14 protein-coding genes are annotated in these 14,626 nt (G+C 62.5%); 6 read left to right on the top strand and 8 right to left on the bottom strand.

Features of this window, described 5'->3' with window-relative positions:
- The first annotated feature begins 75 nt into the window (after positions 1-75).
- Genes OXH56_01410 through dgoD form a run of 3 tightly spaced genes read left to right on the top strand, consistent with a single transcriptional unit; the run spans position 76 to position 3,055 of the window.
- Positions 76-1,071: a Gfo/Idh/MocA family oxidoreductase gene (locus OXH56_01410; GenBank protein MCY3553955.1), complete on the top strand. Its 996-nt coding sequence runs from the start codon at positions 76-78 to the stop codon at positions 1,069-1,071.
- A gap of 24 nt (positions 1,072-1,095) precedes the next feature.
- Positions 1,096-1,893, top strand: a complete 798-nt coding sequence (locus OXH56_01405) for a sugar phosphate isomerase/epimerase (GenBank protein MCY3553954.1) — start codon at positions 1,096-1,098, stop codon at positions 1,891-1,893.
- Positions 1,894-1,951: 58 nt separating this feature from the next.
- Entirely contained in the window at positions 1,952-3,055 is a 1,104-nt protein-coding gene (gene dgoD, locus OXH56_01400) for a galactonate dehydratase (GenBank protein MCY3553953.1), read from the top strand.
- A 56-nt stretch (positions 3,056-3,111) separates the two neighbouring features.
- Here the strand turns inward: dgoD and OXH56_01395 are convergent, their stop codons facing one another.
- The 8 genes from OXH56_01395 to OXH56_01360 form a co-directional block, all read right to left on the bottom strand.
- Entirely contained in the window at positions 3,112-3,879 is a 768-nt protein-coding gene (locus OXH56_01395; protein ID MCY3553952.1) for a sugar phosphate isomerase/epimerase, read from the bottom strand.
- A complete protein-coding gene (locus OXH56_01390) occupies positions 3,876-5,315 on the bottom strand; it encodes a sulfatase (protein MCY3553951.1) in 1,440 nt (479 codons plus the stop codon). The genes OXH56_01395 and OXH56_01390 overlap by 4 nt, the downstream gene beginning before the upstream one ends.
- A complete protein-coding gene (locus OXH56_01385) occupies positions 5,312-6,094 on the bottom strand; it encodes an aldolase/citrate lyase family protein (GenBank protein MCY3553950.1) in 783 nt (260 codons plus the stop codon). Before OXH56_01385 ends, OXH56_01390 begins: the two co-directional genes overlap by 4 nt.
- Before the next feature lie 34 nt (positions 6,095-6,128).
- Positions 6,129-6,692, bottom strand: a complete 564-nt coding sequence (locus OXH56_01380; protein ID MCY3553949.1) for a PadR family transcriptional regulator — start codon at positions 6,690-6,692, stop codon at positions 6,129-6,131.
- A gap of 222 nt (positions 6,693-6,914) precedes the next feature.
- Positions 6,915-7,736 (bottom strand): RraA family protein, encoded by an 822-nt coding sequence (locus tag OXH56_01375; protein MCY3553948.1) that lies wholly within the window; start codon positions 7,734-7,736, stop codon positions 6,915-6,917.
- Positions 7,737-7,846: 110 nt separating this feature from the next.
- Positions 7,847-8,668, bottom strand: a complete 822-nt coding sequence (locus tag OXH56_01370) for a prohibitin family protein (protein ID MCY3553947.1) — start codon at positions 8,666-8,668, stop codon at positions 7,847-7,849.
- A gap of 148 nt (positions 8,669-8,816) precedes the next feature.
- Positions 8,817-9,845, bottom strand: a complete 1,029-nt coding sequence (locus OXH56_01365; protein MCY3553946.1) for an alcohol dehydrogenase catalytic domain-containing protein — start codon at positions 9,843-9,845, stop codon at positions 8,817-8,819.
- A 19-nt stretch (positions 9,846-9,864) separates the two neighbouring features.
- Positions 9,865-10,893, bottom strand: a complete 1,029-nt coding sequence (locus OXH56_01360) for a zinc-binding dehydrogenase (protein ID MCY3553945.1) — start codon at positions 10,891-10,893, stop codon at positions 9,865-9,867.
- 210 nt (positions 10,894-11,103) lie between these two features.
- Here OXH56_01360 and OXH56_01355 point away from each other — a divergent pair, with 210 nt between their 5' ends.
- The 3 genes from OXH56_01355 to OXH56_01345 all read left to right on the top strand — a co-directional run bounded on the left by OXH56_01355 (position 11,104) and on the right by OXH56_01345 (position 14,595).
- The gene (locus OXH56_01355; protein ID MCY3553944.1) at positions 11,104-12,195 is read left to right on the top strand and encodes a membrane dipeptidase; all 1,092 of its coding nucleotides are present in this window, start codon (positions 11,104-11,106) and stop codon (positions 12,193-12,195) included.
- A gap of 126 nt (positions 12,196-12,321) precedes the next feature.
- The gene (locus OXH56_01350) at positions 12,322-14,034 is read left to right on the top strand and encodes a peptide ABC transporter substrate-binding protein (protein MCY3553943.1); all 1,713 of its coding nucleotides are present in this window, start codon (positions 12,322-12,324) and stop codon (positions 14,032-14,034) included.
- 111 nt (positions 14,035-14,145) lie between these two features.
- Positions 14,146-14,595, top strand: coding sequence for an FAD-dependent oxidoreductase (locus OXH56_01345; protein MCY3553942.1), 450 nt, complete (start codon positions 14,146-14,148; stop codon positions 14,593-14,595).
- Positions 14,596-14,626 lie beyond the last annotated feature (31 nt).

Here is a 14,626-nt window from a genome sequence, read left to right as displayed (position 1 = left end):
GTGCAACTTACTGAAATATCGTAGTTTAACACGCGAGAATCGATAGTCGGAGATTTAGCAAAGGAGCGTTTCAAGATGGGGCTGAATATCGCGGTGGTGGGCATGGGCGGCATCGGAAACAACCATGCACGGAACTACCAGGCGCATGAAGCATGCACGATCGTGGCCGTTTGCGACGCCATCAAGGAAAAGGCCGACGAGGCGGCGCAGACTTACGGCTGCCGGGCATTCTACAGCGTCGGCGACCTGCTGAACAGTGGGCTTAAGGTCGACGCGGCCAGCGTCTGTACGGCCGGCGTGGAGAACGGCGGGGATCACTACGCGCCGACGATGGAACTGCTGGGTGGCGGCATCCCTGTGCTGGGCGAGAAGCCCATATCCAACGAGATCCCGAAGGCCCGGGAGATGGTCGCACTGGCCCGGGAACGGGGCATACGCTACGGGATCAACCTCAACCACCGTTTCACACCCGCCGCATTGCGGGCGAAGGAGTGGGTCGAGGCCGGCCGATTAGGCGAACTGAACATCATCAACATGACGATGTGGATCAACAACCCCAACGAAAGCTCGCCCCATTTCCACATGCGGGCGCTCCACCCCCATTCCATCGACGTCATGCGGTATTTCTGTGGCGACGTGGAGAAGGTACAGGCCTTCTTCAAGAAGGGCCGTGGACGGAAGATCTGGTCCAACGTCCAGGTCAACATGCTGTTCGAAAACGGCGTCGTCGGACACCTGACCGGGAGCTACGACGCCGGTGGAAGCTATGGCCTGGAGACGTGCGAGGTCGTGGGCTCGGACGCCCGATTCGTCATACGCGAAGCCTGCGAGCAACTGGAGTTCTATCCCCGGCATTCAAGAGAGGTGGAATCCTACCAGTACCTGGGCGGTATGTTGGGGTTTTCCGAAACTTTTGAGTCCCGGATTACCCGCTGGGTCGAACAGAACCTGGAAGGCGCGGCGCCGGAGGACATCGACGCCAGGGCCGAGGACGCCCTGCGCGCCCAGTTGATCATCGAAGCCGCCATCGAATCATGGGACACCGATTCCGTCGTGACGGTTCAATACTGACGGCAATACCGACAAGGAGAAATCATGAAACTTGGCGCAAACTCGGTCCTGTTCGGCGGCTACGACATGGAGACGGCCTTCAAGTACCTGGCCATGGCCGGGTACGACGGCATAGAAGTGTCGGCCATCGGCGGCATGAGCGAGCATCTCGTCCTGTCGGACTGGCGGGCCATCGCGCCGGAAATACGGCGTCTGACCGAGGAATACGGCCTGGAATTGCTGGCCATGGAGCAGCCCTCCCAGGACGTAGAAGTCATGGAGTCTGCCTTCCAGGCCGCGGCCGAGACCGGCATTCCGATCATCAACTGCGGGCCCGGCGGCACGTCCGGAGACGAAGAAAGCCTCCAGGCCACCATCGATTCCCTGGGCAGACTGGCGGACCGGGCGGAGACCCACGGGGTAACGCTCTGCGTCAAGGCCCACGTGGGCGCGAGTATCTACGACACGCCGACGACGCTGCGCGCCATGGAAGCCATAACGTCACCGTCCTTCGGGATCGACATGGATCCTTCCCATATCCACCGAGCCGGCGAGAACACCGTGGAGGCCATCAAGGCCGTGCTTCCCCGGGTCCGCCACGTGCACATCCGCGACTGCAAGGGCCGCCAGGCCGGTCCCGGCGCGCCGGAGGACCAGGCCAATGGCAGGGGGGATATCGACCTGGTCGGGTATATCCGCGCACTGCACGAGGGCGGCTACGATGGCCCCGTCAACCTCGAGGTCATCGGGGCAAAGGAGTATACGCTGGAACAGTGCTGCGTCATCGCGGCGGAGACCCGGGGCCACATGCAGGCGTGCCTGCAGGCCTGCGGAGCGCGGTAGGGGGGTAGGCCGGAGCGCGGTAGGGCGACAAAACGGCAGATAACCGGAGAGGCACACCATGAAAATCACCAAGCTGGAGACCTTCCTCGTCAAGCCCCGCTGGCTCTTTCTCAAGATCCATACCGACGAGGGCCTGGTGGGACTCGGCGAGCCCATCCTTGAAGGCCGGGCAAAGACCTGCGCCCAGGCCGTGGCCGAGCTGGAACCCTACCTGGTCGGCAAGGACCCGACCCGGGTGGTCCACCACTGGCAGGCCATGTACCGCCACGCCTTCTACCGGGGCGGCCCCATCCTGACCAGTGCGCTAAGCGGGGTGGAGCAGGCGTTATGGGACCTGTCGGGCAAGGCCCTGGGCGTGCCGGTGTACAAGCTGCTGGGCGGTCCCACGCGGGACCGGATCCGGCTGTACAAGGGCGGAGGCGACCCGGCCACCATCAAAGATTGGATCGCGAAGGGTTTCACCTGCTTCAAGACCGGACCCTATTCCGAACGGCCGGCCCGGATCATCGAGAACAAGGCCTTTATCGACACGGCCGCCGGCCATTTCGCCCGGCTCCGTGAAGTCGCCGGCCCGGAAATCGACCTGGCCATCGACTTCCACGGCGCGATCAGCCCCCAGACGGCCAAGCTGCTCATCAAGGAACTCGAACCCTACCAGCCCTTTTTCGTGGAAGAGCCCGTCCAGTGCCAGAACGTCGACGTGCTCGCCGAGATCGCCCGGGGCACCCACCTGCCCATCGCCACGGGAGAGCGCGTCTTCACCAAGTGGGGGTTCCGCGAGATCCTGGAGAAGCAGGCCGCGTCCATCCTGCAGCCGGACCTGTGCCACGCCGGCGGCATCTTCGAGGTGCGGCTCATCGCGGGCATGGCCGAGGCCTACTACGGCGGGATCGCGCCCCACAATCCCCTCGGACCCATTTCCCTGGCCGCCTGCCTGCAGCTGGACGCCTCGATCCCCAATTTCGTCGCCCAGGAGCACACCACGCTGGGCGAGGGATACCTCAAGCAGCCCTTCGTCTTCAAGGATGGATTCGTGGATCTGCCCACCGGACCGGGTCTGGGGATCGAGTTGGACGACGATGCCATGGAGGAGCAGATCGACCACGACTGGCGGAACGGCGAGAGTTACCTGGCCGACGACGGGTCCGTGGTGGACTGGTAGGACCAGGACGGGTAAGACTAGGACGGTCAGCGGGTACACACCAGCCTGAAACAGTGCTAGAGGACGCGCACCAGCCTGAAACCGCTTTCTATGGCCGCCAGGGGGTCGGGGAGTCCGGGGTTCATCTCCAGGCTGACCGGGCCGTCGTATCCGATGTGGTCGAGGGTAGCCAGCGTACGCTTCAGCACGTCCCGGGTGAGCACCCCGTCGCACAGGGCCCAGTGGAGATCGGACACGCCGTCGTTGTCGTCAAGGTGGAAGTAGCCGAGACGGTCGCCGGCCGCCGCGACACTGTCGGCCGGATCTTCCTTCGAAATCTGTGCGTGACCGATGTCGAACAGCAGGTACAGGTTGTCGTGACCCAGCTTCGCGATGTAATCGAGGGTGTCCCGTACCGTCGCCAGGGCCTTCCCCGGAAAATGCTCGATGCACAGCTTGATGCCGTACCCGGCCGCGACGCCGGCGAGGCCGGTCACGGACTCCCCGTACCGGTTCAGCGACTCCGCGTCGCCGATTTCTCCGGGCAGCACGTAGGCCCTTCGGATGCCGGTCTCGTGGGCGTATTCGAGGGCCCGGCGGGTGTGTTCGATGGCCGCGTCGCGCGCGTCGGCATCGGCCGCGTCGAGCGCCGCGTGCTCCGGCATACCGAAACCTGTAGCCATGCACGCCGGCGTGAGCTCCAGGTCCGAGATCAGCCGCCGGGATTCGGCGGACCTGAAGTCGAAGGGACGGTGGTCGATTTGGCGCAGTCCCGTCCCGGCAATCGCCGTCAAAGCGTCCGCTTCCGGTCCATTTAAGGCCCAGGTGCAGCAGGAAATCGTCATCTTGCCGGTCCCCCTTGCGCATACATTTCGTGATTAAACCGCTGTCCCAGCCGCAGCATACCGGTCACCGGGTCGCGGGGCCCGGTGTCGAAGGGATCACCGGTCTCGTCCATCCAGCGTTGTAGCCGTGCTTCACACTCGTCCTGAATCCCCCGAAAATCTGGGACACCGGCCAGGTTTTTCATCTCGAAGGGATCGTCCTGCCGGTCGAAGAGCAGCGTGTCCCGTTGATTCTCGTGCCAGCGCGCATAGACCCATCGGTCCGTCCGGATCCCGCGCCAGAAGCCGACCCATTCGCCCCGGTGCGGCCAGCCGGGTCCAAGGATCTGCAGATAGACCGAATCGCTGCGCGGTCCCGGAATGCCGGTCAGCACGTGCGAGTGATCCGTGCCCTGCACGCCGTCGGGCACCGGTACGCCGGACATGCCGAGCAGCGTGGGCATCATGTCCACGCTGCTTACCAGGGCGTCGCTCCTCGTCCCGGGTGCGATCCTGCCCGGCTTCCGGGCGATGAAGGGCACATGGATCGATTCCTCGTACGGCGTCGCCTTCGAGGCGCGGAAGGAAGGATGCATCCAGCGGTCCATGGGCTTTCCGTAGCCGTGGCTGCTGAGGTGGTCTCCGTGGTCCGAGGTGAAGACCACCAGGGTGTCGTCCCGGATGCCCAGCCGTTCCAGCGCTTTGTCCAGCCGGCCGAACTGGTCGTCCAATGCGGTCACGTTGCCGTAGTAGTGGGCGATCTCCCGCCGGGCGAAGGCGGCGAACTGCTCCGGTACGTTGGGCGGCAGATCCACCTTGTCCGGGTCGTAGAGGTCGTACTCGGCCGGATACGCATCGTAGGGCCAGTGGGGCGGTCCCCAGCTCAGCACGAGGGCGAAGGGCCGGCCGGCATGTTCCCTGGCATGTTCCTCCATGAACCGGATCGCCAGTGAGGTTTCCGTTTCCGGCGCCCATCCCGCCATGTCGATGGGACCCTGCTCGTTCTCATGATAGGACACGTCGTAATAATCGTGATTGCAGTCGTAGGCGGCCATGTAATCGAAGCCGTATCGGCCGTCCTCGCCATAGGGACCGTAGCCCAGGTGCCACTTGCCGATGTAGGCCGTGCGGTAGCCATGGTCTCCGAGTACGGCCGGCAGGAAGTCCTGGTTCCCGTGAAGGAGGTACTCGTTGTCCATGACCCCGTTGACGTGCGAGTACCGGCCGGTCATGAGCTGGCCGCGGTAGGGCGAGCAGATTGGACAGCTGGAATGCACCTGGTCCAGCACCATGCCTTCGGACGCGAATCGGTCCAGGTTCGGCGTTTGCACGACGGGGTTGCCGCTGGTACCCATGGCGGAGTACCGGTGCTGATCGTCGAATACGTAGAGGATGTTTGGGCGGGACATCATGGTCTCGGCCGGCGCGGGTTGGCCATGGTCATGGTCGCCCGTCACGACCCGTCGAGCGCCTTGCGCATATCGTCGCCTTCACGCCGCCAGTAACCGTGCAGCACGTGCACGTCCGTGCCGATGCAGAAGTGGCGCACGCCGAGATCGAGATAGTACCGGGCCTCGTCCGCGGTGTTGATTTCCGCGCGGGGGTTCCTGCCCGCGGCCAGGGATTTGTCGATGACCACGCGTTCGACGGATTTTACCGCTTCGCGCTGGCCGATCTTGCCTACGTTCACGGAATAATCGGCCGGTCCCCACTGGATCATGTCGATCCCGTCTATTTCCAGGATCTCGTCCAGGTGGTCCACCGCGGGTCCCTTTTCGATCATGACGGCCACGACGATCTCGTCCAGGGCGTCAACATAGTCCTGGCCGCCGCCGTATCCCATGTAGGAGAACCTGCGCGTCGCAACGCCGTAGGTACCCAGGGATTCCGGCGTATCCGGGCGCACGATGTCCACGCACGAACGGAATTCGTCCGGGGTCCGGCAGTCGGCGAAGAGCACGCTCTGGAATCCTGAACCGATGGCCCGCTGCGCGAGGAAGCCCCTTGGCTCCTGGTCGACCTTGATCATCAGGCCGAGGTCGTGCAGTTCGGCGGCGCGGCCCAGGTTGTCCAGGTCATGGAGGTCGTAGGGTCCGTACTCTCCCACGAATTCGACGTAGTCGTACCGGCCGGTGTGCCCCACGAGTTCGACCACGGAGGGCCAGACCGTGTGTATGTGGGTCGCCAGGGACGGACGGCCCTCGTTCAGGATACTTCTGAGCTTGTTCGGTCGCATTGATCTCGTTTGCCTTTCCGGGTTCCGGGTCGCATTACGACCCGTTTGGCTTCGAAGCTTCGAAAGCCGTCATGGCCTGGTCCGCCCATTCGATATGCATCTGGATCATTGAGATCTCCCGCTGCAGTGAAAGGGCGAAATGGAGCGAGCTTTCGGCCTGCGTCCTGGTCTGAGACTTGAGGATGCTGGCGTAGGTCCTGGCCTTTCGCCTGAAATCCTGGAGGAACCGCAGCGTTTCCTGGTCGCTAGCGATGTCTTCCATGAACCGGAACCTGAGCATCAACTCGGAGAGGTTGTCCCTCAGATCGGATACGGCGAGCCGCTTGTGCAGCCACGCGCCGAGGGCTTTTTTACCTTTCTCGGTCAGGTGGAACACTTCCCTCGGCTTCAACCGGGAGCGGTGGATGACCTCGCTGTCGATGAAACCGTTTTTCTTCAGCAGCTGGAGCGCCGGATAGATCGAACCGGGACTGCTGCTGAAATGGGCCATGGGCGTTGATTCCATCTCCAGGCGGACGTCATAGCCCGACCGCGGAAGCTGGTTCAGCAGTCCCAATAGTACGTATCCGAGGAGGGTGGGCGAATAGGGTCTGGCCATCGGGCAGTTCAGATAAATCGTGCGGCTTAGATAATATGGAAAGAAATAGTACGAACCGTTCTAATAGATTATACGGACATCACCCATCGTCGCCAAACACAAATTGTCCGTCCGGCGCAAATACTGAAATGATGGTGACCGTTTTGGGATCTGATGTCCGTGATTCCAGCTTTCCGGCGTATCATTGCAGGTGTAACGAAGGTACCTCGCTACGGCATCACACTACGGGTCGTCCGAGGCCTGCCGCTGCCGCCAGGCCTCGAATTCGGCCGTCATCTCAGGGGTCCATTCGCGGTCGATCTCGCCAGGCGTGTAGGTGCCCTCGCGAAGCTGCTGGTGGCCCCAGGCGTCCCGCATCCTGGTTTCTTCCGATTCGATGACAACCTGTTCCGCCAGGTGCGGCGGAATGAAGATGACCCCTTCCCGCGTTCCGAGGACGATGTCCCCGGGTACGCAGGTGGCTTCGAGGCCGATACGTACCGGAACGTTGATGCCGAGAAGAGTTACGTCGGCGATGGCCGTGGGATCGACTCCGCGGATGTAGGAGGCCATGGGGATTTCGTAAAGCCTCTGCAGGTCCCGGATGCCTCCGTCGATGACCATGCCCGTTCCGGTCTTGGCATAGATGGAATTGCCGAGATTATCGCCGGCGAAGGTGCCGAACTTGACCTTTCCGAAGAGGTCGATGACGATCACGTCGTTGGGTTCGAGCGTATCGATGATCCAGGAGTTCTGGCCGCCTATGCAGCCATGTTCAGCGCCGTCGGCCTGGATGGCCGATTCCAGGTCGGGGCGGATGGGCACGTAGACGCCGGTCACCGCGCGGCCGACCAGGGTGCGATCGGGGTGGAGGATCTGCCAGTCCCCCGCGAACTGGTAGTTGTATCCCTTTCCTCCGATGACGCCCCATGCTTCCTCAATAGTTACTTTCTCCATCCGTTTCAGGATGCTGTCAGGCACGACGGGGCGCCCGTCCGGACCCCGTTCGCCGTCCCACTGCGAGGTGACGGCTTGCGTGAACTCCGGACTGTTCAAACCGATCATGTAGAACTCCTGTCTCCTTTACGCCTGCGGGGATCGTTGATGAAGCGGTATTCGAACGTCGCACGCCTGAGAGGACAGTCGCCAGTCTGCGTCGACGCGTCCCTGCAGGCCTACCTGGTCTGGGGTCCCAGCGTCTTCAGATCGATGAAGGGCATGGCCTGGCCGATGACCTGGGGGAAATGTCCGTCCCACTTCTCGATCGCACGCAACTGCAGCAGGGTCGGCGTGATCGTGGCGCGCTGCAGGCGTTGTGCCTCGGCTTCGGCCTGGGCTTGCGCCACTTTCTGCTCGGCCTCGATGCGGATTCGCTCCAGGTCGCGCTGGGCCTTCAGGGCCTGCTGCTCTGCCGTCTGCTTGGCTTCGATCGCCATGTTGAAGGTCTGAGAAAAAGCGAAGTCGACGATGTTGAACTCGTCTACGATCATGTTGAAGGTTATCAGCCGAGTCGTGAGGGATTCCTTGATTTCATCCTTGACGTCGGCGCGGCGCGTGATCAGTTCCTCCGCGGTGTACTGGGCGGACACCGCCTTGACGGCTTCCTGCACTGCCGGATCGATGACCCGCTCCTTGAAGAAGATGCCGATTTCCTGGTAGACCGTGTTCACCGCGCCGGGATCCACGTGATAGTTGAGCGCAATTGTGGATGAGACGGTCTGCAGGTCCTTGGTGGAGGCCGTGGCGGCCGTTTCCGACTTCTTGATCTTGACGTCGACGGGGATCACGTCCTCGATGAAGGGCAGCTTGAACTGCAGGCCTTCGGACAGGACGCGGTCCTGGACGCCACCGAACTTGCTGAACACGACGCCGCGCTCGCCGGCGCCAATGACGGCGTATGAGTTGTACAACACCAGCAGCACGACGATGCCGATGGCAATCTTGAGATAGGGTATGTTGCTGCCGGGCAGCTGCTCCCGGATATCATAGTCAGACATTTCTACTCCTCCTTCTATTTTGTGGACGGACGGTCCGGATTGGCCGGACAGACCGGAATGGCTCGATTGGCCGGAATGGCTCGACTGGCCGGAATGGCCCAACCGGCCGGATAGGCTCGACCGGCCGGAATTCGCATTGGCGCGGTCTTCACCCGTTGATCTGGATCAACACTTTCAATGAATCCTGTGCGGCGGCGGTAATCTCCATGCCCCTCCGTGTCTCCGATAAAGGAAAGCGGTGCGTAACGACCTGGTCGGAAGTTACCACACCGGCCTCGATAAGGTCCAGCGCCATGCGGGTATCGCGAGGACCGCAGGAATAACTGCATACGATCGATACGTCATTAAAGTACAGGTCAAAGGGCCTGAAGGCAAGCACATCCTCCTCCGGCGAGGACATGAAAAGCAGCACGATCCCGCCCTTGCCCACACAGGTCAGTCCGGTCTCCATTGCCGCGATGCTGCCGGGACCGACGATCACCACGTCGGCCATCACGCCGTCCGTGAATTCACGTACCGCCTCCGCGAGATCGTGCTCCCGTACGTCCACCACGTGGTCCATGCCGAGTTCGAGCGCCTTGTTCAGTCGGTAGGGTACTCTGTCGGCCCCGATGACCGTCTTCGCGCCGTAGTGCCGGGCTACGATTCCGTTCAAGACGCCCATCAAGCCCAGTCCGATGACGAGCACGATGTCGCCGGGGCGGACACGGGACCGTTCCACCGCCTTGACCGAGCAGGCAACGGGCTCGATCAACGCGCCGTCGTCGAAGGAAACCGAATCAGGCAGGACCAGGGTGTCGTGGCGGAGGTTGATCTCGGGGACCCGCACGTATTCGGCCGCGCCGCCGGGATCGAGCCGGGTCTTCTTCCAGGTGGCGCACATGGTGAAGTTTCCGCGGCGGCAGTGGCGGCACCGGTAGCAGGGCGCGTGGTGGTGTATGAAAACGCGGTCCCCCGCGGAAAGCCCTTCGACCTCGTCGCCCACGGCTTCCACGACACCGGACGGCTCGTGCCCGATGACGATGGGCGCCTTGCGCCGGATGTACCAGGGGGTGACGTCCCCGCTGCAGATCCCGCAACGGTGCATCCTCACAAGGGCGTCCCGCGCCGTGATGACCGGCGTATCCATCTCCTCGATACGGATATCGTCGATATCGTAGACTTTTGCTGCTTTCATGGAAGGTACCCCCGCCGAATCAGGGAATGATCGCGTACTTCAGCGTATCCTTTCCGCGGAAGGTTCGGAAGGTCTCCGGAACATCCTCCAGCGTGCGGTCTCCCGTGATCAGGGGCGAAACGTCGAGCCGCCCGTCCGCGAGCAAATCGTAGGCGATCCGGACCGCCTTCGGCGTGAAATGAAAAATGCCCTTGAGGGTGATCTGGTCATAATGAAGCCGGGCCGTATCGTACGTGACTTTCGTACCGCCGGGGCAACCACCGAAGAGGATGACGCATCCGCCCCTGCTGACCATGGTTACGGCTTCTTCCCAGACCGCGGGCAATCCCGTGCATTCGAAGACAATGGGCGAACCGTGGCCTCCGGTGGCGTCCATCACGGCTTCCGTTGCGTGCTCGCTGTCGGTGTCGATGACGAGGTCCGCCCCGACTGCCTTCGCCATTTCGAGCCGGTATGCGTGTCGCCCCGTGACGATGACCTGCCCGACCCCCATTTCCTTCAGCACCATGACATGCAGCAACCCGATGGCGCCGGCGCCGATCACGACCGCGGTATCCGTGCGCGTCGCCAGCGTCTGGCTGATACAGTAGGTGACGCAGGACAGTGGTTCGAGCATGGCAGCTTCGCGATAGCCCAGACCATCGGGCTTGGGGTACATGTTCACGTCGACCACCGTGCCGGGAACCCTCAGGTATTCGGCGTATGCGCCCAGGGCCATCGTCTTCGTCAGGTGCGGGCACAGGTTCTGAAGCGATCTCTTACAGTAGACGCACTTTCCACAGGGCGCGGTATGTACCGACATGACGGGCTGTCCGACGGAGTAGCGCTCCACCTTGCTTCCTACGTCGTAAACAACCCCCGAGAACTCGTGTCCGAACAGGGTCGGCGGCGGCATGAGGTGATGCCCCCTCCGGTATGCCTTGAGATCGGTCCCGCAAGTCAGGGCGGATTCCACCCGCACGACTATGTCCGTCGGTCCCGCGACTGGAAGATCGACATCGTCGCGGGCTTCGATCCGTCCCGGTTCGACCAGCACACATGCGCGCATAGGGAAGGTATCCGTAGCTTTGTGGGTACGTTCGCCGTGAACGTAAACGCCTTTTCCGGTAAGACGTATTGACTACGATACAAGTTTCACGGACGCCTATTATACGTCCATGACGAAGCAAACGCAAGGACAGGCGGTCAGCGCGAATACGAACGGATTACCGGGGTGAATTGTATTGACACCCCAGGTGCCGGCCGGTATCGTTTTCCCATGCTCATTTTCGACGGTGACTATCCCATGGCCTATGGCGGCGTGGAGTTGAACCGGGACCTCACGCTGCCCCTGGCCGAAGTGCGCGCGGCCGACGGGGATTCGGGCAACGTGGCCTTTGCATGCCTGCCCGAAATGCGTCGGGGCCGGGTGGCGGCTGCGCTCATGAAGTTCACCGTACGGCGAAAACGGGAAAACAGCATACTGGCCGGTCTCCGCGGGAGCGCGGCGGTCTATGGTGCGGCCCGTGGCCAGTTGGCCTACTACCATATGCTGGCGGAACAGGGGGAAGGCGTCGTACTCACGCACGGGGAAGCCCTGGCCGGCCATGTGGAAGTCTGGGAGAAGGCGGAGGTTACCGAAGGTCTGCCTGTCGGGTTCATCATCGGCATGGAAGGCGCCGATCCCATCCTCCGGCCGGACCAGGTACACGAATGGTTCGAAGTCGGGGTCCGCGTGGTGAGCCTGACCCACTACGGCCCGAGCACCTACGCCTACGGCACGGGTTCGGAGGGCGGCCTCTTCGCGCCCGCGGCAGACCTGCTGCGGGAGATGGCCGCCTGCGGCATGCTGCTCGATCTCACCCACATTTCGGACGAGAGTTTCTTCGAGGCCGTGGACTTGTATGAAGGTCCGGTGCTGGCCAGCCACCAGAACTGCCGCGCCCTCGTGCCCGGCCAGCGCCAGTTCTCCGACGAGCAACTCCGGATCGTCATCGAACGGGGCGGCGTCATCGGCGCATCCATGGATACCTGGATGCTCTGTCCGTGGTACACCCTCGACTGGGCGAACACCGGGGGATACAACCGCCGGGACCACTACCGGCGCGAGGACATAACACTGAACCACGTAGCCGATCATATCGATCACGTGTGCCAGCTAGCCGGTAATGCCGATCATGTGGCGATCGGCGGCGATACGGACGGGCAGGGCGGCATAGACGGTGCGCCTTGCGAAGTCGATTCCATCGCGGATTACCAGCTGCTGGTCCCCTTGCTCGAAGGCCGCGGTTACGCGCGGGATGACATTGAGAAAATCATGTACCGGAACTGGGTGCGATTCTACACGGACCACCTGCCAAAGAACGGCTGACGTTACAAGGACGAGGTTCCTGCAATGAACGCTTTCATCCGAAAAAAGTGGTTACGTGGACCCCTGCTGCCGGCACGGCGTCCGGGACGCATGCTGCCGGCGAGGCGTCGCGGAGCCATCCTACCTGTGCGGCGTCACGGACCCTTGCAGCCCGTGTTTTCCGCCTGCATACTGCTGGCCGTGGCGGTACTTTATCTGAACGGTTGCGCAGGCGACGAAAACGGCTCGCGGCCCGACGGCCAGGCCCGGGTCAATTCCATAGGCCGACAGTTGCCGGACGACGCGGCCCCGCCGGAACAGCAGCGGTTTCGTTACATGTTCCGCGAGCCGTCCACGCTGGACATCAGCGTGGCGGCCTACGAGGCCGACGGCACATACTTCGCCTTCGAGCGGCTGGTGCTGCTGGACGAGAACAACGAACTGGTGCCTGCCGCGGCGGACCGGTGGGAATCTTCGGAGGACGGAAGGACATGGACCTTCCATCTCCGGGAAGGCGCGCGGTGGAGCGACGGCAGGGACGTTACGGCCCACGACTTCGAATATTCCTTCCGCCGCATGCTGGATCCGGCCAGCGGGAACATCTACGCCTTTCTCTACTACGTAATCAAGAACGGGCGGGCCTTCAACCAGGGTGAACTGACGGACGTGGAGCAGGTGGGTATCCGCGCGGTGGACGATCTGATCTTCCAGATCGAGACCGAAGGACCGTGCCCCTACCTGCCCTATATCGTTTCCTTCATCACGTCGTCGCCCGTGCCGCGATGGCAGGTGGAGCGATTCGGCGCGGAATGGACGGAACCGGAACACATCGTGTCCAACTTCACCTACCGGCTTGCGGAGTGGAACACGGGTTCCGACATGACGTTCACACTGGATCCGAACTACAACGGCCCCCACAAGGCGCTGCTCGAGGAGATCATCGTCAAGTTCATCGGTGCCCAGCGGCCAGGCACGCTGCCCTACGAGAACGGTGAGGTCGACGCCTACCGGCTGGACCCGATCGACTACGAACGCGTGCTTCAGGACGAACAGCTTGCGCAGGAAATATATCGGATGCCGGAGTTCACCACGTGGTACCTGTTCTTCCAGACCCGGCAACCGCCCTTCGACGACACCCGGGTGAGGCAGGCCATTGCGCGTGCCATCGACCGGTCAACGCTCAGCACGACCGTCCTCAACGATCTCGCCATCCCGGCGTACTCCATGCTGCCGCCCGGTTTCCCAGGGTATTCGGCGGAGCAGTTCAGGGCATTTCAAACCTTCGATCCCGATGAGGCGCGCCGGCTGATGGCGGAAGCCGGCTATCCGGAAGGACGGGGTTTCCCGAAGACGGAGCTGTGGCTGCGGGTGGCCGATACGGGCATCAACCGCATCGCGGGTGAAGCGGTGCAGGCCATGCTCCGGGAGACACTCGGCATCGAACTGGAAATCAGGTACCAGCAGCGCAACGTCTTCAACGAGAACCTGTTCCAGTGGCAGATCCCCATGGGCATGCTGGTCTTTGTCTACGACTACCCCGACCCTTCCAATATGCTCGGCCTCCTCTGGCGGTCCCAGCCCAGGGGATATGCCCGCCACGACTGGCTGCACGCGGAGTTCGACGACCTGCTCGACCGGGCCAATACCCATATGGATCCCGCGGTCCGCTACGACCTGTACGCCCGGGCCGAGCACATCATGGCGGAGGAGGCGGGCGCCGTATTTCTCTTCCATCCGGTGATCACGGAGTTGCGTAAACCCTATCTCCGGGGCGTCAAGCAGGACCGTGAAGGCCGCGTGGTGCCGATCATATCGATACAGACCGTGAACTTCACGGAAATGTATATCGCCCGCCACTGATTCGCCGCGAGATCCACGGGCAGCCCCAACGGATTTCATGTCGCCCGCCACGGATTAGCATTGGCCATCCACTATCTTGACCATCCGTCACCTTGACCATCCGGTTTCCTTATGGACAAGACCGACGTATTGATCATCGGAGGCGGCGCGGTCGGTGTCTGTGCCGCATTCTACCTGCGTGAGGCGGGATACGAAGTCACCCTCGTGGATCGCGGGGAGATCGGATCCGGCGCTTCCCACGGCAACATGGGCCTCGTCGTGCCCAGCCATAGTGTGCCGCTCGCGGCGCCGGGCGTCGTGTCCCAGGGCCTGAAGTGGATGTTCAAGCCGGACAGCCCCTTCTACATCAAGCCGCGCCTGGACCCGTCGCTGATCCGCTGGCTATGGGCCTTCTGGAAGGCGAGCAGTGAAGGCCGGATGCACAGGGCCATACCGCTGATCCGGGACATGAGCCTGCACAGCCTTTCACTCTTCGATGAGTTAAACGGTCTGGACGGGGTGGATTTCGACTATCATCAGCGGGGCGTGGTGGCTGTGTACGGAACGCAGGACGGCCTCTAGAAATTCTCCCACTGAACGGGATAACCGCGTA

The organism is Gemmatimonadota bacterium (genome assembly GCA_026702745.1).
Taxonomy (GTDB): domain Bacteria; phylum JAAXHH01; class JAAXHH01; order JAAXHH01; family JAAXHH01; genus JAAXHH01.
This window is presented reverse-complemented; position numbering and strand designations above follow the sequence as displayed.